The sequence below is a fragment of the Pseudomonas moorei genome, from assembly GCF_008801475.1.
GTDB classification, from domain to species: Bacteria; Pseudomonadota; Gammaproteobacteria; order Pseudomonadales; family Pseudomonadaceae; genus Aquipseudomonas; species Aquipseudomonas moorei.
In genome coordinates this window covers 176593-193947 of record NZ_VZPP01000012.1, presented here as the reverse complement: position 1 = coordinate 193947, position 17355 = coordinate 176593, and the positions used below count along the sequence as shown (strand labels likewise).

At 58.4% G+C, this 17355-nt stretch carries 14 protein-coding genes and 1 pseudogene; 9 read left to right on the top strand and 6 right to left on the bottom strand.

What is annotated here, in order from left to right:
* Positions 1–13: 13 nt before the first annotated feature.
* The 4 genes from frr to rpsB form a co-directional block, all read right to left on the bottom strand.
* Complete coding sequence (frr, locus tag F7R06_RS23165; protein ID WP_007978385.1) at positions 14–571, bottom strand: ribosome recycling factor; 558 nt, start codon at positions 569–571, stop codon at positions 14–16.
* On the bottom strand, positions 568–1311 hold the full coding sequence (gene pyrH, locus F7R06_RS23160) for a UMP kinase (protein ID WP_003222124.1): 744 nt from the start codon (positions 1309–1311) through the stop codon (positions 568–570). The genes frr and pyrH overlap by 4 nt, the downstream gene beginning before the upstream one ends.
* Before the next feature lie 211 nt (positions 1312–1522).
* Positions 1523–2389, bottom strand: coding sequence for a translation elongation factor Ts (gene tsf, locus F7R06_RS23155; RefSeq protein ID WP_090316925.1), 867 nt, complete (start codon positions 2387–2389; stop codon positions 1523–1525).
* A 190-nt stretch (positions 2390–2579) separates the two neighbouring features.
* Entirely contained in the window at positions 2580–3317 is a 738-nt protein-coding gene (rpsB, locus tag F7R06_RS23150) for a 30S ribosomal protein S2 (protein ID WP_008057307.1), read from the bottom strand.
* 370 nt (positions 3318–3687) lie between these two features.
* Between rpsB and map the strand changes: the two genes are divergently transcribed.
* The 4 genes from map to F7R06_RS23125 all read left to right on the top strand — a co-directional run bounded on the left by map (position 3688) and on the right by F7R06_RS23125 (position 9538).
* Complete coding sequence (map, locus tag F7R06_RS23145) at positions 3688–4470, top strand: type I methionyl aminopeptidase (protein WP_090316922.1); 783 nt, start codon at positions 3688–3690, stop codon at positions 4468–4470.
* A 45-nt stretch (positions 4471–4515) separates the two neighbouring features.
* Positions 4516–7218, top strand: a complete 2703-nt coding sequence (locus tag F7R06_RS23140) for a [protein-PII] uridylyltransferase (RefSeq protein WP_090316919.1) — start codon at positions 4516–4518, stop codon at positions 7216–7218.
* A 182-nt stretch (positions 7219–7400) separates the two neighbouring features.
* Entirely contained in the window at positions 7401–8600 is a 1200-nt protein-coding gene (gene dapC, locus F7R06_RS23130) for a succinyldiaminopimelate transaminase (RefSeq protein ID WP_090316916.1), read from the top strand.
* 188 nt (positions 8601–8788) lie between these two features.
* On the top strand, positions 8789–9538 hold the full coding sequence (locus F7R06_RS23125; protein WP_139204754.1) for a zinc metalloprotease: 750 nt from the start codon (positions 8789–8791) through the stop codon (positions 9536–9538).
* Between the two features lie 47 nt (positions 9539–9585).
* On the opposite strand, the pseudogene F7R06_RS31565 reads toward F7R06_RS23125, so the two are convergent.
* A pseudogene (locus F7R06_RS31565) lies at positions 9586–9758 on the bottom strand (Na+/H+ antiporter); the annotation flags it as partial.
* Between the two features lie 575 nt (positions 9759–10333).
* Between F7R06_RS31565 and F7R06_RS23110 the strand changes: the two are divergent.
* The 4 genes from F7R06_RS23110 (at position 10334) to F7R06_RS23095 (ending at position 13532) form a co-directional block, all read left to right on the top strand.
* Positions 10334–10696 carry an ArsC family reductase gene (locus F7R06_RS23110; RefSeq protein WP_008057297.1) on the top strand — a complete coding sequence of 121 codons (363 nt, stop codon included), beginning with the start codon at positions 10334–10336 and terminating at the stop codon, positions 10694–10696.
* A gap of 32 nt (positions 10697–10728) precedes the next feature.
* Positions 10729–11763, top strand: a complete 1035-nt coding sequence (dapD, locus tag F7R06_RS23105; RefSeq protein WP_090316911.1) for a 2,3,4,5-tetrahydropyridine-2,6-dicarboxylate N-succinyltransferase — start codon at positions 10729–10731, stop codon at positions 11761–11763.
* A gap of 162 nt (positions 11764–11925) precedes the next feature.
* The gene (locus F7R06_RS23100; RefSeq protein WP_090316909.1) at positions 11926–13131 is read left to right on the top strand and encodes an aminotransferase class V-fold PLP-dependent enzyme; all 1206 of its coding nucleotides are present in this window, start codon (positions 11926–11928) and stop codon (positions 13129–13131) included.
* Positions 13128–13532 (top strand): SufE family protein, encoded by a 405-nt coding sequence (locus F7R06_RS23095; protein ID WP_090316907.1) that lies wholly within the window; start codon positions 13128–13130, stop codon positions 13530–13532. The genes F7R06_RS23100 and F7R06_RS23095 overlap by 4 nt, the downstream gene beginning before the upstream one ends.
* A gap of 35 nt (positions 13533–13567) precedes the next feature.
* Here F7R06_RS23095 and tcdA read toward each other — a convergent pair whose 3' ends face one another.
* On the bottom strand, positions 13568–14380 hold the full coding sequence (gene tcdA / locus F7R06_RS23090) for a tRNA cyclic N6-threonylcarbamoyladenosine(37) synthase TcdA (protein WP_162493919.1): 813 nt from the start codon (positions 14378–14380) through the stop codon (positions 13568–13570).
* Between the two features lie 224 nt (positions 14381–14604).
* On the opposite strand from tcdA, the gene F7R06_RS23085 reads away from it, so the two are divergent.
* Positions 14605–17196, top strand: a complete 2592-nt coding sequence (locus F7R06_RS23085) for a glycosyltransferase (RefSeq protein WP_090316903.1) — start codon at positions 14605–14607, stop codon at positions 17194–17196.
* Positions 17197–17355: the final 159 nt, after the last annotated feature.

The following is a 17355-nucleotide window of genomic DNA, read 5'->3' as shown; positions in this document are numbered from 1 at the left end:
GAAAACGCGACCCTTATACGGCCATCAGGTCTTTTTCTTTCTCTGCCAGCTTCGCGTCGATTTCAGCCACGAACTTCTTGGTCAGGTCGTCGATTTCGCCAGTGGCGCGACGCTCTTCGTCTTCGCTGATTTCTTTTTCCTTGACCAGGTCCTTCAGCGAGCTGTTGGCATCACGACGGATGTTGCGCACGGCTACACGGGCGTCTTCGGCAACATCACGAGCCTGCTTGGTGAAGCCGCGACGGGTTTCTTCAGTCAGGGCAGGCATGGAGATCAGCAACAACTCGCCAAGGTTGGTCGGGTTCAGGTTCAGACCGGCACTGCCGATCGCCTTGTCGACGGCGCCGAGCATGTTGCGCTCGAAGGCAACGACTTGCAGGGTACGAGCATCTTTGACGGTGATGTTGGCCACTTGCTTGATCGGAGTATCGGAACCGTAGTACGGCACCATCACGCCTTCCAGAATGCTTGGGTGTGCTTGACCGGTACGAATACGGCCGAAGTTGTGCGCCAGCGACTCCACGGATTTCTGCATGCGCTCTTTAGCGTCTTTCTTGATTTCGTTGATCATTGTTGGCCTTCCTCGATCAGGGTCCCTTCAGCGCCGCCGTGCACAATGTTCAGCAGGGCGCCGGGCTTGTTCATGTTAAATACGCGCAACGGCATCTTGTGGTCGCGGCACAGGCAAATGGCCGTCAGATCCATCACCCCAAGCTTGCGATCCAGTACTTCATCGTAGGTCAGATGATCGAACTTCTCGGCATGCGGGTCTTTGAATGGGTCAGCGGTGTAGACGCCATCGACCTTGGTCGCCTTGAGCACGACATCGGCATCGATTTCGATCGCGCGCAGGCAGGCTGCCGAATCCGTAGTGAAGAATGGATTGCCGGTACCGGCCGCGAAAATCACTACATCCTTGGAGTTGAGGTGGCGCATGGCCTTGCGGCGATCATAATGATCGGTTACGCCAACCATGGAAATGGCCGACATCACGATGGCGGAGATATTGGCACGTTCGAGCGCGTCGCGCATGGCCAAGGCGTTCATCACAGTGGCCAGCATGCCCATGTGGTCGCCAGTGACCCGATCCATGCCAGCCTTGCTCAGTGCCTCGCCGCGGAACAGGTTTCCGCCGCCGATCACCAGACCCACCTGAACACCGATGCCAACCAGCTGGCCAACTTCCAGCGCCATGCGATCCAGAACTTTCGGATCGATCCCGAACTCTTCCGAGCCCATCAGGGCCTCGCCGCTAAGCTTGAGTAGAATGCGTTTATAGCGAGCCTGATAACCACTGCCCTGCTGAGCCATTGCGAATCTCTCCTGCGGCGTATTTTAAAAATTCTTTGCGAGCTGTTTTCAGCTGGCGTTCACTCTAGCTTGGCGCTGCTTCAGCGCCATCGGAACATGGCTTTGTAAGCCAGTTCCAAAAGGAAACCAATTAAAAATTGGTACCCCATCTGAAAAGAGGCTGCGCGCGTGAGCGGGCAGCCTCTTCAGGGCGACAGTTAAAAAAACCGTCTTATTGCTTGGAAGCAGCCGCAACCTGAGCAGCAACTTCTTCAGCGAAGTTGTCAACTGGCTTCTCGATGCCTTCGCCAACCTTGAAGTAGGTGAAGGAAACGATTTCTGCGCCAGCTTTCTTGGCCAGAGCACCAACGGTGACTTCTGGATTCATGACGAAAGCTTGCTCGACCAGGCTGGCTTCGGCCAGGAACTTGGTGATACGGCCGGCGATCATCTTCTCGACGATTTCTGCTGGCTTGCCTTTCATCTTGTCTTCGTTCAGGGTCAGGAAAACACCCTTCTCGCGCTCGATGGCTTCTGGCGAAACCTGCGATGGCAGCAGGAACTCTGGGTTGCTTGCCGCCACGTGCATGGCGATCTCTTTGGCCAGCTGAACATCGCCGCCCTTGAGAACAACAGCAACACCGATCTTGTTACCGTGCAGGTAGGTGCCGACAACATCACCCTCTACGCGTACCAGACGACGAATGTTGACGTTTTCGCCAACTTTGGCAACCAGGGCTTCACGAGCCGATTCCTGAGCGGCGATCAGCGGAGCTGCGTCGGTCAGTTTTTCGGCGAAAGCTTTTTCTACGCTGGCAGCAACGAAGTTCTTGAAGTCGTCTTGCAGAGCCAGGAAGTCGGTCTGCGAGTTCACTTCCAGCAGTACCGCGGACTTGTCGTCAGCCTTGATGGCGATTGCGCCTTCAGCAGCAACGTTACCCGCTTTCTTGGCAGCCTTGATGGCGCCCGAAGCACGCATGTCATCAATGGCTTTTTCGATGTCGCCGCCAGCCTTGGTCAAGGCCTTTTTGCAGTCCATCATGCCTTCGCCAGTACGCTCGCGCAGTTCTTTGACCAACGCTGCAGTAATCTCTGCCATTTCAAAATTCCTCTTGGATAGGTTATCAACCATTCCACCCGATCGAACGGGCGTTCAATTCTTCCCGAACCACCCTTGTTAGCTGCCGCACGTTACAGATAAAGCAGTGGGCGCCGACAAATGGTTTTCGAGGTGGCAAAAAGGGGGCCAAGCCCCCTTTTTGCTTACTGAGTCAACGCCAGGGCGTCAATTACTCAGCTGCAGCTGCCGGAGCTTCTTCAACGAAAACTTCGGTGCCGCCAGCAACGTTGTTGCGACCACGGATAACAGCGTCAGCCATCGAACCCATGTACAGCTGGATAGCGCGGATTGCGTCATCGTTGCCTGGGATGATGTAGTCAACGCCTTCCGGGCTGCTGTTGGTATCGACTACGCCGATAACCGGGATGCCCAGCTTGTTGGCTTCGGTGATCGCGATGCGCTCGTGATCAACGTCGATTACGAACAGAGCGTCTGGCAGACCGCCCATGTCCTTGATACCACCCAGGGAACGATCCAGCTTTTCCAGGTCACGGGAGCGCATCAGCGCTTCTTTCTTGGTCAGCTTGGCGAAAGTACCGTCTTCGGCTTGTACTTCAAGGTCACGCAGACGCTTGATGGAAGCACGGATGGTTTTGAAGTTGGTCAGCATGCCGCCCAACCAGCGGTGGTCGACGTACGGCGAACCGCAACGTGCTGCTTCTTCAGCAACGATCTTGCCAGCGGAACGCTTGGTGCCGACGAACAGAATCTTGTTTTTGCCCTGGGCCAGACGCTCTACGAAAGTCAGAGCTTCGTTGAACATTGGCAGGGTTTTTTCAAGGTTGATGATGTGGATCTTGTTACGCGCGCCGAAAATGTATTTACCCATTTTCGGGTTCCAGTAACGGGTCTGGTGACCGAAGTGCACACCGGCCTTCAGCATATCGCGCATGTTGACTTGGGACATGATAGTTCCTTAATAAGTCGGGTTTGGCCTCCACGTATCCCAATGACCAACCAGCAGCATCAGCTGAAGGCACCCAGGTCATCGTGTCGACACGTGTGTGGATTTAGGCTTTTCGGGGCATCCCCGGAAAGCGGCGCATTTTATATCACAGGGGAGGAAAAAACGAAACCCGGATTCTGAAATCCTGGCGACCACGCAGCTCCATCCCTTGGAATCCGCCCACAATGCACCATTCTATGGAGAGAAGCGATGCACAGAGCGGCGGATTTGCCCTGATCGTCTGTTAGAATTGCGTTTTTCAGGGCTGCGAAGTTCGATTGCGCAACGCCCTTTTCGTTGAGAAGCGCCATCGAGCGCAGAGAGAGCCTGTATGACCGTCACCCTCAAAACCCCCGAGGACATCGCAAAAATGCGCGTCGCCGGCAAACTGGCCGCCGATGTGCTGGAAATGATTGCCGAATACGTCAAGCCGGGTGTGACCACCGATCAACTGAACCAGATCTGCCACGACTATATTGTCAACGAGCAGAAAGCCATCCCTGCCCCCCTGAATTACAAGGGCTACCCGAAGTCGATTTGCACGTCGATCAACCACGTGGTCTGCCACGGCATCCCGAACGACAAGCCGCTGAAAGACGGCGACACCCTGAACATCGACGTCACCGTCATCAAGGACGGCTACCACGGCGATACCAGCCGCATGTTCCACGTCGGCACCGTGCCGGTCTGGGCCGAGCGTCTGTCGCAAGTGACCCAGGAATGCATGTACAAGGCGATTGAAATCGTCAAACCCGGTTGCCGCCTTGGCGACATCGGTGAAATCATCCAGAAACACGCTGAAAAGAACGGTTTCTCGGTGGTTCGCGAATTCTGTGGTCACGGCATCGGCAAAGTCTTCCACGAAGAACCGCAGATCCTGCATTACGGTCGCGCAGGCACCGGCATGGAACTGCAAGCCGGCATGACCTTCACCATCGAGCCGATGATCAACCAGGGCAAGGCTGACACCAAGGTGCTGGGTGACGGCTGGACCGCGATCACCAAGGACCGCAAGCTGTCGGCACAGTGGGAACACACGCTGCTGGTGACCGAGACCGGTTACGAGATCTTCACCTTGCGCAGCGATGACACCATCCCGCGCATTTCGGCCTGATCCGCCCCGCTCCACTCCCAGCCTTATAGAAAGGAAAGCCAATCGATGCCGCAGGTGGATCCAGAACTCTTCGATCGCGGCCAGTTCCAGGCTGAACTGGCCCTGAAGGCAAGCCCCATTGCGGCCTTCAAGAAGGCAATCCGCCAGGCCCGCGAGGTGCTCGACGGGCGCTTTCGCAGCGGCCGGGACATTCGCCGGCTGATCGAGGACCGTGCCTGGTTCGTCGATAACATCCTGCAAAAGGCCTGGGAGCAGTTCAACTGGAGTGAAGACGCCGACATTGCGCTGGTAGCGGTCGGTGGCTATGGTCGGGGCGAACTGCATCCGTATTCAGACATTGACCTGCTGATCCTGCTCGACAGCGCCGATCACGAAATCTTCCGTGACTCCATCGAGCGCTTTCTGACGTTGCTGTGGGACATTGGCCTGGAAGTCGGTCAGAGCGTTCGCTCGGTCGAAGAGTGCGCCGTCGAGGCCCGCGCCGATCTGACGGTTGTCACCAACCTGATGGAAAGCCGCACCATCTGTGGCCCGGAGCGCTTGCGCCAACGCATGCTGGACGTCACCAGCACCGCGCACATGTGGCCGAGCAAGGATTTCTTCCTGGCCAAGCGTGCCGAACAGAAGGCCCGTCACCACAAGTACAACGATACCGAATACAACCTGGAACCCAACGTCAAAGGCTCGCCGGGCGGACTAAGGGATATTCAGACGATTCTGTGGGTGGCTCGTCGCGAGTACGGCACCCTGAACCTGCGCGCACTGGCGGGCGAAGGCTTCCTGGTAGAAAGCGAAAACGCCCTGCTGGCCTCGTCCCAGGAGTTCCTGTGGAAGGTGCGTTACGCCCTGCACATGCTCGCTGGCCGTTCGGAAGATCGCCTGCTGTTCGATCACCAGCGCACCATTGCCAAGCTGCTGGGGTTCGAAGGTGACGACGCCAAGCAAGCCATCGAAAACTTCATGCAGCAGTATTACCGGGTGGTGATGAGCATCGCTCAGCTCAGCGACTTGATCATCCAGCACTTCGAGGAGGTCATCCTCGCGCCGGATGATCAAGCGCCGCCGCAGCCGATCAACTCGCGATTCCAGCTCCACGATGGCTACATCGAGGCGCGCAACGACAACGTGTTCCGCCGCACTCCGTTTGCCATGCTCGAAATTTTCGTGCTGATGGCCCAGCAACCGGAAATCAAGGGCGTACGTGCCGACACCATTCGCCTGCTGCGCGAGAACCGGCACCTGATCGACGACGATTTCCGCAACGACATTCGCAACACCAGCCTGTTCATTGAATTGTTCAAGTGCAAGATCGGCATCCATCGCAACCTGCGCCGCATGAACCGTTACGGCATCCTCGGGCGCTATCTGCCGGAATTCGGATTTATCGTCGGACAGATGCAACACGACCTGTTTCACATCTATACGGTTGATGCCCACACCCTGAACCTGATCAAACACCTGCGTAAGTTGCAGTACACGCAAGTGTCGGAAAAATTCCCTCTGGCCAGCAAGCTCATGGGCAAACTGCCCAAACCCGAGCTGATCTACCTGGCCGGGCTGTACCACGACATCGGCAAAGGCCGGCATGGCGACCACTCGGATATCGGCGCCGTGGATGCCGAGGCTTTCTCCCAGCGTCACCAACTGCCCGTGTGGGACAGTCGCCTGATCGTCTGGCTGGTGCAGAACCATCTAGTGATGTCGACCACCGCCCAGCGCAAGGACCTGTCAGACCCGCAGGTGATCCACGATTTCGCACAGATCGTCGGCGATGAAACCCGCCTCGACTACCTCTACGTGCTGACCGTCGCCGACATCAACGCCACCAACCCGACGCTGTGGAACTCCTGGCGCGCCAGCCTCCTGCGCCAGCTCTACACCGAAACCAAGCGTGCCCTTCGTCGCGGCCTGGAAAACCCGGTTGATCGCGAAGAGCAGATCCGCCAGACCCAGAGCGCCGCCCTGGACATTCTGGTGCGCGGCGGCACCGATCCGGACGATGTCGAGCAGCTTTGGGCGCAACTGGGCGATGACTATTTCCTGCGCCATACCGCCGGCGACGTGGCCTGGCACAGCGATGCGATCCTTCAGCAGCCAGCCGATGGCGGGCCACTGGTGCTGATCAAGGAAACCACTCAGCGCGAGTTCGAGGGTGGCACGCAGATCTTCATCTACGCACCCGACCAGCACGACTTCTTTGCCGTGACCGTCGCCGCAATGGACCAGCTCAACCTGAACATCCACGACGCCCGGGTCATCACCTCCAGCAGCCAGTTCACCCTCGATACCTACATTGTGCTCGACGCGGATGGCGACTCGATCGGCGATAACCCGGAGCGGGTCAAGGAGATCCGCGATGGCCTGACCGAAGCCTTGCGAAATCCGGACGACTACCCGACCATCATCCAGCGCCGGGTCCCCCGCCAGCTCAAGCATTTCGCCTTCGCGCCGCAGGTGACGATCCACAACGACGCCCAGCGCCCGGTCACCGTGCTTGAACTGACCGCTCCCGACCGCCCTGGCCTGCTGGCGCGGATCGGCACGATCTTCCTGGAATTCGACCTGTCGTTGCAGAACGCCAAGATTGCGACCCTGGGCGAACGGGTGGAAGACGTGTTTTTCATCACCGACGCCAACAACCAGCCATTGTCGGACCCGCAGCTGTGCAGCCGTTTACAGGACGCAATCGTCGAGCAATTGAGCGTCAATCAGGAACCCGATATCAAACTGTCGCGAATCAGTATCTGACATGACAAATTTTCCCCTGTGGGAGCGAGCCAGCCCTTCGTTGTAGCTGGCTTGCCAGCGATGGACCCAAGAACACCGCGCTTACCCGGCAAGCACGCGTTATCGTTAACGACCATCGCTGGCAAGCCGGCTCCCACAAGAAACATGGGTTGTCCACACCCCGCACCGAACGAGATCTACCGATGAACAACGCTCTGACCCAGCTCCAGCCCTACCCTTTTGAAAAGCTCCGCGCGCTGCTCGGTAGCGTCACGCCAAACCCGGAAAAACGTGCCATCGCACTGTCCATCGGCGAGCCGAAACACCGTTCGCCAAGCTTTGTCGCCGAAGCCCTGGCAAGCAATCTGGATCAGATGGCCGTATACCCGACCACCCTCGGCATCCCGGCCCTGCGTGAAGCCATCGCCGCATGGTGCGAGCGTCGCTTCAACGTCCCGAACGGCTGGATTGACCCGGCGCGCAACGTGCTGCCAGTCAACGGTACCCGTGAAGCGCTGTTCGCCTTCACCCAGACCGTCGTCAACCGTGGCGACGATGCGCTGGTGGTCAGCCCGAACCCGTTCTATCAGATCTACGAAGGCGCCGCGTTCCTGGCTGGAGCCAAGCCGCACTACTTGTCATGCCTGGATGAAAACGGCTTCAACCCGGATTTCGACGCCGTTTCACCGGACATCTGGAAACGCTGCCAGATCCTGTTCCTGTGCTCGCCAGGCAATCCGACCGGCGCACTGATCCCGGTCGACACGCTGAAAAAGCTGATTGCCCTGGCCGATGAGTACGACTTCGTGATCGCTGCCGACGAGTGCTACAGCGAACTGTACTTCGACGAACAAACCCCGCCGGCCGGCCTGCTCAGTGCCTGCGTGGAACTGGGCCGCAAGGACTTCAAGCGTTGCGTGGTATTCCATAGCCTGTCCAAGCGCTCGAACCTGCCGGGCCTGCGTTCGGGTTTTGTCGCCGGTGATGCGGACATTCTCAAAGGCTTCTTGCTGTATCGCACTTACCACGGCTGCGCGATGCCGGTGCAAACCCAACTGGCCAGCGTTGCCGCGTGGAACGACGAAGTGCACGTGCGCGCCAACCGTGCGCTGTACCGCGAGAAGTATGACGCGGTGCTGGAAATCCTCAGCCCGGTCATGGACGTACAGCGCCCGGATGGTGGTTTTTACCTGTGGCCGAATGTGGCCGGTGACGACGCGGCCTTCTGCCGTGACCTGTTCGAACAGGAGCATGTGACCGTGGTGCCGGGTTCTTACCTATCGCGGGATGTCGATGGGGTCAACCCGGGAGCCGGGCGCGTACGCATGGCACTTGTGGCGCCGCTGGCTGAATGCATAGAAGCAGCAGAACGCATCCGCAACTTCATTATCACCCGTAAATAACTTTTTATAATTACCCGCACTGTGCAACGCAGTGCGGGCTGATCTTTTCAGTTACAACCACCCTCTATACAAACCTCCAACCAAACATTATTTTCAAAACCCCATTAAACCCAACATACCCACTCAACAAAACAACTAACACCACCAAACAACCAACAACCCCTTGCTTGATACACGGACGTACAACCATGACCTCATTTATCCCCTGCACAACAATCACCCCCACTAGCAACTCCTCTTCTTATAACGCAGCCACTCAAGAACGCCCTCTTAATTCCAACACCCGCTCTTCAAGTCGCCCGAAAAGAAATATTGGATCCCATACAAAGTATTGGAAAAACGGAAAAACGCTCAAAATCGCCATGTACGACGCCAGTGCGGAAGCTATTGCAGCGGTAAAGGAGGCCGCCAGTGAATGGCTCCCCTACGTTAACCTGAAGTTTGAGTTTATAAATGGCGAGATAGGCGATATCCGAATCTTTTTAAACCCACCAGACGGCGTTCAGTCCTCTGCTATCGGTACAGACGCCCTTATCGACGACATCGGCGGCACTGACGAGCTTAGGCGAGGCCCAAGTATGTTTCTGAAATGGGTACCCGGCGACAGCCGATTCAAGTATGTGGTCATGCACGAATTCGGACATGCCCTTGGGGCGGAACACGCTCACCAGCACCCCGATTCTGCAATCCCCTGGAATGCCGAGAACACTTATAAATACTGCATACAACATTATGGCTGGAGTAAGAGTGTAGTCGACAAAAATATCTTGCCCCTCCCTCGAAACGACCAACACACCTACATCCCTTATGACGGAGACTCCGTCATGCATTATGAAATCATTCCTGAATGGACGACTGACAATTGGGCCCAGTCGGAAACCTGGGCAATTAGTGACGGAGATATTGCGATTATGCGCATGGCTTATCCCAAGGATTAACGACAATGCGCAATACAAACTACCGCGCCTGTCAGGCAAGTAATTGGCTATTTCACCACCCCCAGATCAGCCTCACTTAAGTCCAGCTTCCCCAACATTTCTCGAAGCACGTCATCACCAATACGGTGATGACGTTGGAGCTGTACAACTCAAGCTGCTGCGCCCGTAGCGCTTTCAAACGCAAGCGACGCTACAACAGGTCCATCTGAAGCGGTCTTGCGCCCACTTTGAAAAGGGAACCAAGGCACAGTTGAAGGCAAACTCCGGCAATGCCCATACTGGCGCTGGCCAGCGAAAACACGCCCGTCACCGCTGCAACCAGGGCGAACTTGAACGTCACCAGACTCTAGACATTGCTCATCAGCGCCTCGCCCTGCAGCCTGTGCATCAATAGTGCCGGCCAGGCGAGCAGCGCACCGGCGGTGATCTATAACAGCGGCAACGGCAGTGGGATCACCTGTCCGATCAGGCGTAAAACGCCGACCAGCATTAACATGATCACGACGGTACAGGCGATTTGCATAACGCAGGGTTCCCGGGCGATCGACAGCATTGAAGTGCCATATCAGCCGCTTAGACTGTGCACTGACCTTTGCACCAATGTCGCACGCAACAATCACCGCTATCACCCCAAACCCTGTCGAAGCCGAGCTTGCTCGCGATAGCGCCGGATCAGCCATCATCAATGTTGAATGTTAAGCCGCCATCGCGAGCAAGCTCGCTCCCACAGGATTTGCGCTTCCATGGCATAATCCCGGACCTTTTATTCCCGGCACCTGTAAAGGGGGCGATTCCTTGACCGTTTCAAGTAAAACATTGCACCTTTTCGGCATCAAAGCCTGCGACACCATGAAAAAGGCGCGCACCTGGCTTGATGAACACGCTGTCAGCTATGACTTCCATGATTACAAGGCGGTCGGTATCGACCGTGAACACCTGACCCAATGGTGCAACGAGCACGGCTGGGAAGTGGTGTTGAACCGTGCAGGCACGACCTTTCGCAAGCTCGACGACGAACGCAAAGCCGATCTCGACCAGTCGAAAGCCATCGAGCTGATGCTCGCACAACCTTCGATGATCAAGCGCCCGGTGCTCGATCTCGGTGACCGAACCCTGATTGGCTTCAAGCCAGATATCTACGCGGCAGCACTCAAGTAAGCAGCCCGTTCCAATTTGCTAGAGGTATCAACATGTCCACTACCCCGTTCAGCCTGGCCTTTGGTGTCGGCACTCAAAACCGTCAAGGCGCATGGCTGGAAGTGTTTTACGCGCAGCCATTGCTCAATCCGTCCGCCGAACTGATCGCTGCCATTGCCCCGATTCTGGGCTACACCGAAGGCAACCAGGCCATCGCCTTCACCACCGCACAGGCTTCGCAACTGGCTGAAGCGGTCAAAGCGGTCGACGCTGCCCAGGCCGCCCTGCTGACCCGTCTGGCCGAGAGCCACAAGCCGTTGGTCGCGACCATTCTGGCCGAAGACGCTCAACTGACTTCCACGCCTGAGGCTTACCTCAAGCTGCACCTGCTGTCCCATCGCCTGGTCAAGCCGCACGGCCTGAACCTGGCCGGTGTGTTCCCGCTGCTGCCAAACGTGGCATGGACCAGCCAGGGTGCAATCGACCTGGCCGAACTGGCCGAGCATCAACTGGAAGCCCGCCTGCGTGGCGAATTGCTCGAAGTGTTCTCGGTAGACAAGTTCCCGAAAATGACCGACTACGTCGTACCGGCCGGCGTGCGTATCGCTGACGCGGCACGTCTGCGCCTGGGCGCTTACGTTGGTGAAGGCACCACCGTGATGCACGAAGGTTTCGTCAACTTCAACGCCGGCACCGAAGGCCCGGGCATGATCGAAGGCCGTGTATCGGCCGGCGTGTTCGTCGGCAAAGGCTCTGACCTGGGCGGCGGCTGCTCGACCATGGGCACCCTGTCGGGCGGCGGCAACATCGTGATCAAGGTGGGCGAAGGCTGCCTGATCGGCGCCAACGCCGGTATAGGTATCCCGCTGGGCGACCGCAACACCGTTGAATCGGGCCTGTACGTGACCGCTGGCACCAAAGTGGCGCTGCTGGACGAGAAAAATCAGTTGGTCAAAGTGGTCAAGGCCCGTGAACTGGCCGGACAGCCTGACCTGCTGTTCCGTCGCAATTCGGAAACCGGTGCCGTGGAGTGCAAAACCCACAAATCGGCGATCGAACTGAACGAAGCGCTGCACGCTCACAACTAAGCGTCACACAAGCTCACCTGTAGGAGCGAGCCTGCTCGCGATGGACGTCAACGATAACGCGGGGCATCAGATAGCCCGTGTCGTCCAGTCGATCATCGCGAGCAGGCTCGCTCCCACAGGGGTCTGGCGTACGCCCGCCCAAGTTCAACAGGGCTCAAAAGCATGATGATTCCCTCCCCCTGGCGCGCCGACTTTCCGGCCATCGCCGCGCTGCAACGGCAAGACCAGACCTATCTGGACAGCGCCGCCACCACGCAAAAACCTCAAGCCCTGCTCGATGCCCTCACGCATTACTACGCCAATGGCGCGGCCAACGTGCATCGGGCGCAACACCTGCCAGGTGCTCACGCCACCCAGGCGTTCGAGGACAGCCGCAGCAAAGTCGCCCAGTGGCTCAATGCCGGTGACAGCGGGCAGATTATCTTCACCCACGGCGCGACGTCTGCGCTGAATCTCCTGGCCTATGGCCTGGAACACGTATTCAACCCGGGCGATGAAATTGTCATCAGCGCCCTGGAACATCACGCCAACCTGCTGCCATGGCAGCAACTGGCGAAGCGTCGCGCATTGAAACTGGTGATCCTGCCGCTGACCGCCGACGGTCTGATCGACCTCGAAGCCGCGGCGCAATTGGTCGGCCCGCGCACTCGCCTGTTGGCGGTCAGCCAGTTGTCCAACGTGCTCGGCGCCTGGCAACCATTGCCCGCACTGTTGGCGATGGCCAAGGCGCACAATGCATTGACTGTGATCGACGGTGCCCAAGGCGTGGTCCATGGTCGACATGACGTCCAGGCACTGGGTTGCGACTTCTATGTGTTTTCCAGCCACAAGCTCTATGGCCCCGATGGCCTGGGCGTGCTGTTTGGACGCCATGAAGCCCTGCAACAGCTTCAGCCCTGGCAGTTCGGCGGCGAGATGGTGCTGGACGCCAACTACCACGACGCACGCTTTCGCCCTGCACCGCTGGGATTTGAGGCGGGCACACCGCCCATTGCCAGTGTGATCGGTCTGGGCGCGACTCTGGATTACCTCGCCGGGCTTGATCAGGACGCCGTGTCCGCCCATGAAGCGGCACTGCATGACTATCTGATCAAAGGCCTTGAGGCGCGCAACGGCATCCGCCTGCTGGGTGCACCGCAAGTGGCACTGGCCAGTTTTACCGTCGAGGGTGTGCATAACGCCGATCTGGCCCACTTGCTGACCGAGCAAGGGATCGCCGTTCGCGCCGGCCATCACTGCGCCATGCCATTGCTGAAAAGCCTTCAACTGGCCGGAGCAATTCGGGTGTCGCTGGGGTTATACAATGACTCTGAAGACCTTGAGCGTTTCTTTGAAGCCCTGGATCAGGCACTGGAGTTGCTGCGATGAGTTTGCCCGCCGATGCCGTGACCGCCCTGCAAGCCTTTCAGAATGCACCTGGCTGGGAACAACGGGCACGCCTGTTGATGCAATGGGGCGAACGCCTGCCAGCGTTGAGCGATGAGGATAAGGTCGAGGCCAACCGCGTGCACGGCTGTGAAAGCCAGGTATGGCTGGTGGGCGAGCTGCGCGATGGTCATTGGCAGTTCAGCGCCAACAGCGATGCGCGGTTGATTCGCGGATTGGTAGCGCTGCTGCTGGCACGGGTCAACGGCTTGTCGGCGGCTGAGTTGCAACAGGTGGATTTACCGGACTGGTTCAATCAACTGGGGCTCGGTCGCCAGTTGTCCCAGTCCCGTAGCAATGGTTTGAATGCTGTTTTACAGCGGATGCGTGACTTGGCAGGTTAATGGCCTGCTCGCGATGAGGCCATCAGCAACAACCGTCAAACCTCAGGTTTGACCCGATCCGCCGGCCGCCGCACCCCCGCCACGATCTTATCCACAGCCTTGGTCGCCGCGACCATGCCGAACGTCGCCGTCACCATCATCACTGCGCCAAAGCCGCCGGCGCAGTCGAGCTTCACACCGTCACCGACAAAACTCTTCTGCAGGCAAATGCTGCCGTCCGGTTTCGGGTAGCGCAGCTGCTCGGTGGAAAACACGCAGGGCACGCTGTAATGGCGGGTCACGGTGCGCGAGAAGCCATAATCTCGGCGCAGGGTTGAGCGCACTTTCGAGGCCAATGGGTCGTTGAAGGTGCGGTTGAGGTCACAGACCTGGATCAATGTCGGATCAATCTGCCCGCCCGCGCCGCCGGTGGTGATGATCTGGATCTTGCGGCGCTTGCACCAGGCGATCAGCGCCGCCTTCGCATTGACGCTGTCGATGCAATCGATCACGCAGTCGATGTTCGGCGTGATGTACTCGGCCATGGTCTCGCGGGTGACGAAATCCGCCACCGCGTGCACGGTACAGTCCGGGTTGATACCGCGCAGGCGCTCGGCCATCACCTCGACCTTGGGCTTGCCGACGGTGCCGTCCAGCGCATGCAATTGACGATTGGCATTGCTGACGCAGACGTCGTCCAGGTCGAACAGCGAAATCTCGCCCACGCCGCTACGAGCCATGGCTTCCGCCGCCCAGGAGCCTACGCCGCCGACGCCGACGATCGCCACATGGGCCGCGCGCAGGCGCTCAAGGCCCTCGACGCCATACAAACGGGCGATACCAGCAAACCGCGGATCTTCTGTACTCATGACCATTACCCCAAAAACCGGCGCGCATTATAGAGGGTGTCCGGCCTTCTAATAAGATTTAACTTTCAAGCTACAAGTGTAAGAACTTATGTGAAAGCACATTGCCCAATGTCGAGCATTTCCCTGTCCGATGTACGTTCAGCGATCTGCCGGTGTAGGATGCGCGCCCCTTGGCGGTAGCCAACCGTTCCTTCGTTCCACAGCCTTTGGAACCCGAAATAGCTATGTCATCGCGTAAATTTGGACTCAATCTGGTGGTGGTGCTCGCCATCGCCGCCTTGTTTACCGGCTTCTGGGCACTGATCAATCGCCCGGTCACCGCTCCCAACTGGCCTGAACAGATTTCCGGCTTTTCCTACTCTCCGTTCCAGCAGGGGCAATTCCCACAGAAGGACCAGTACCCCACTGACGACCAGATGCGACGCGATCTGGAAATCATGAGCAAGCTGACGGACAACATCCGTATTTACTCGGTCGACGGCACGCTGGAGGACATCCCCAAGCTCGCGGAAGAATTCGGCCTGCGGGTGACCCTGGGGATCTGGATCAGCCCGGACCAGGAGCGTAACGAGCGAGAAATCGCACGGGCCATCGAGCTGGCCAACACTTCGCGCAGCGTCGTGCGTGTGGTTGTAGGCAACGAGGCGATTTTCCGTAAGGAAATTACCGCCCAGGAACTCAGCGTACTGCTGGACCGCGTTCGCGCCGCCGTGAAGGTGCCGGTCACCACGTCCGAGCAGTGGCACGTCTGGGAAGAACACCCGGAACTGGCCAAGCACGTCGACCTGATCGCCGCGCACGTTCTTCCTTACTGGGAATTTATCCCGGTGGACAAGGCTCAGCAGTTCGTTCTGGACCGCGCCCGCGACCTGAAAAAGCTGTTCCCGAAAAAACCGCTGTTGCTGTCTGAAGTCGGCTGGCCGAGCAACGGCCGCATGCGCGGGGGCGCCGACGCGTCGCCGGCAGACCAGGCGATCTACTTGCGCAACCTGGTCAATAAACTCAACCGCCAGGGCTTCAACTACTTCGTGATCGAGGCCTTTGATCAGCCGTGGAAGGCCAGCGACGAAGGTTCGGTGGGCGCGTATTGGGGCGTGTTCAATGCCGCGCGCCAGCAGAAATTCAACTTCGAAGGCCCGGTAGTCGCCATTCCGCAATGGCGCGTACTGGCTATTGGCTCGGTGGTGCTCGCACTGCTGTCGCTGACCCTGCTGATGATCGACGGCTCGGCCCTGCGCCAACGTGGTCGTACCTTCCTGACGTTTATCGCGTTCCTCTGCGGTTCGGTGTTGGTATGGATCGGTTATGACTACAGCCAGCAATACAGCACCTGGTTCAGCCTGACGGTGGGCTTCCTGCTCGCCCTTGGTGCGCTCGGTGTGTTTATCGTGCTGCTCACCGAGGCACATGAACTGGCCGAGGCGGTGTGGACTCACAAGCGCCGCCGGGAATTCCTGCCGGTGGTCGGTGATTCGAGCTACCGCCCCAAAGTGTCGATTCACGTGCCGTGCTACAACGAGCCGCCCGAGATGGTCAAACAGACCCTCGATGCCCTGGCCAACCTCGACTATCCGGACTTCGAAGTCCTGATTATCGACAACAACACCAAGGACCCGGCGGTCTGGGAACCGGTGCGTGACTACTGCGAAACCCTCGGCCCGCGCTTCAAGTTTTTCCACGTCGCGCCATTGGCCGGCTTCAAGGGCGGTGCACTGAACTACCTGATTCCGCATACCGCCAAGGACGCCGAAGTCATCGCGGTCATCGACTCGGACTATTGTGTGCATCCGAACTGGCTCAAGCACATGGTGCCGCACTTCGCCGATCCGAAAATCGCCGTGGTGCAATCGCCACAGGACTATCGCGACCAGAACGAAAGCACCTTCAAGAAGCTCTGCTACGCGGAATACAAAGGCTTCTTCCACATCGGCATGGTCACCCGCAACGACCGTGACGCGATCATCCAGCACGGCACCATGACCATGACCCGTCGCTCAGTGCTCGAAGAACTGGGCTGGGCCGACTGGTGCATCTGTGAGGACGCCGAGCTGGGTCTGCGGGTGTTCGAAAAAGGTCTGTCGGCGGCGTACTACCATGACAGTTACGGCAAGGGCCTGATGCCCGATACCTTTATCGACTTCAAGAAACAGCGGTTCCGCTGGGCCTACGGCGCCATTCAGATCATCAAGCGCCACACCGCCAGCCTGCTGCGCGGCAAGGACACCCAACTGACCCGCGGCCAGCGTTATCACTTCCTCGCGGGCTGGTTGCCGTGGGTGGCGGACGGCATGAACATCTTCTTCACCGTTGGTGCACTGCTGTGGTCGGCGGCGATGATCATCGTGCCGCAACGGGTCGATCCGCCGCTGCTGATCTTCGCAATCCCGCCTCTGGCACTGTTCGTGTTCAAGGTCGGCAAGATCATCTTCCTCTACCGCCGTGCGGTGGGTGTGAACCTGAAAGACGCATTCTGCGCGGCCCTGGCCGGACTGGCGTTGTCGCACACCATCGCCAAAGCGGTGCTGTACGGTTTCTTCACCAGCAGCATTCCGTTCTTCCGCACCCCGAAAAATGCCGACAACCACGGCTTCTGGGTGGCGATTTCGGAAGCTCGCGAAGAGGTGTTCATCATGCTGCTGCTATGGGGCGCGGCGCTGGGGATCTTCCTGGTCAACGGCATGCCGAGCAATGACATGCGCTTCTGGGTCACCATGTTGCTGGTGCAATCGCTGCCTTACCTGGCGGCGCTGATCATGGCGTTCCTGTCGTCGCTGCCAAAACCCGTGGCCGAGACGGCAACGGCACCTGCGGTCTAAATCTTCGCGGATGCACTAAACGGCGGCCTATGGTCGCCGTTTTGCTTTAAGATAACCGCCATTTTGCAGGGCTTGGCGCAATACGAATCCCTGTGGGAGGGAGCCTGCTCGCGATGACGATGTAACAATCACAGATTATGTTGACTGACACGCCGCCAT

Coding starts and splice junctions, on each gene's coding strand:
- frr (WP_007978385.1), bottom strand. CDS start 571: ATGATCAACGAAATCAAGAAAGACGCTAAAGAGCGCATGCAGAAATCC.
- pyrH (WP_003222124.1), bottom strand. CDS start 1,311: ATGGCTCAGCAGGGCAGTGGTTATCAGGCTCGCTATAAACGCATTCTA.
- tsf (WP_090316925.1), bottom strand. CDS start 2,389: ATGGCAGAGATTACTGCAGCGTTGGTCAAAGAACTGCGCGAGCGTACT.
- rpsB (WP_008057307.1), bottom strand. CDS start 3,317: ATGTCCCAAGTCAACATGCGCGATATGCTGAAGGCCGGTGTGCACTTC.
- map (WP_090316922.1), top strand. CDS start 3,688: ATGACCGTCACCCTCAAAACCCCCGAGGACATCGCAAAAATGCGCGTC.
- F7R06_RS23140 (WP_090316919.1), top strand. CDS start 4,516: ATGCCGCAGGTGGATCCAGAACTCTTCGATCGCGGCCAGTTCCAGGCT.
- dapC (WP_090316916.1), top strand. CDS start 7,401: ATGAACAACGCTCTGACCCAGCTCCAGCCCTACCCTTTTGAAAAGCTC.
- F7R06_RS23125 (WP_139204754.1), top strand. CDS start 8,789: ATGACCTCATTTATCCCCTGCACAACAATCACCCCCACTAGCAACTCC.
- dapD (WP_090316911.1), top strand. CDS start 10,729: ATGTCCACTACCCCGTTCAGCCTGGCCTTTGGTGTCGGCACTCAAAAC.
- F7R06_RS23100 (WP_090316909.1), top strand. CDS start 11,926: ATGATGATTCCCTCCCCCTGGCGCGCCGACTTTCCGGCCATCGCCGCG.
- F7R06_RS23095 (WP_090316907.1), top strand. CDS start 13,128: ATGAGTTTGCCCGCCGATGCCGTGACCGCCCTGCAAGCCTTTCAGAAT.
- tcdA (WP_162493919.1), bottom strand. CDS start 14,380: ATGAGTACAGAAGATCCGCGGTTTGCTGGTATCGCCCGTTTGTATGGC.
- F7R06_RS23085 (WP_090316903.1), top strand. CDS start 14,605: ATGTCATCGCGTAAATTTGGACTCAATCTGGTGGTGGTGCTCGCCATC.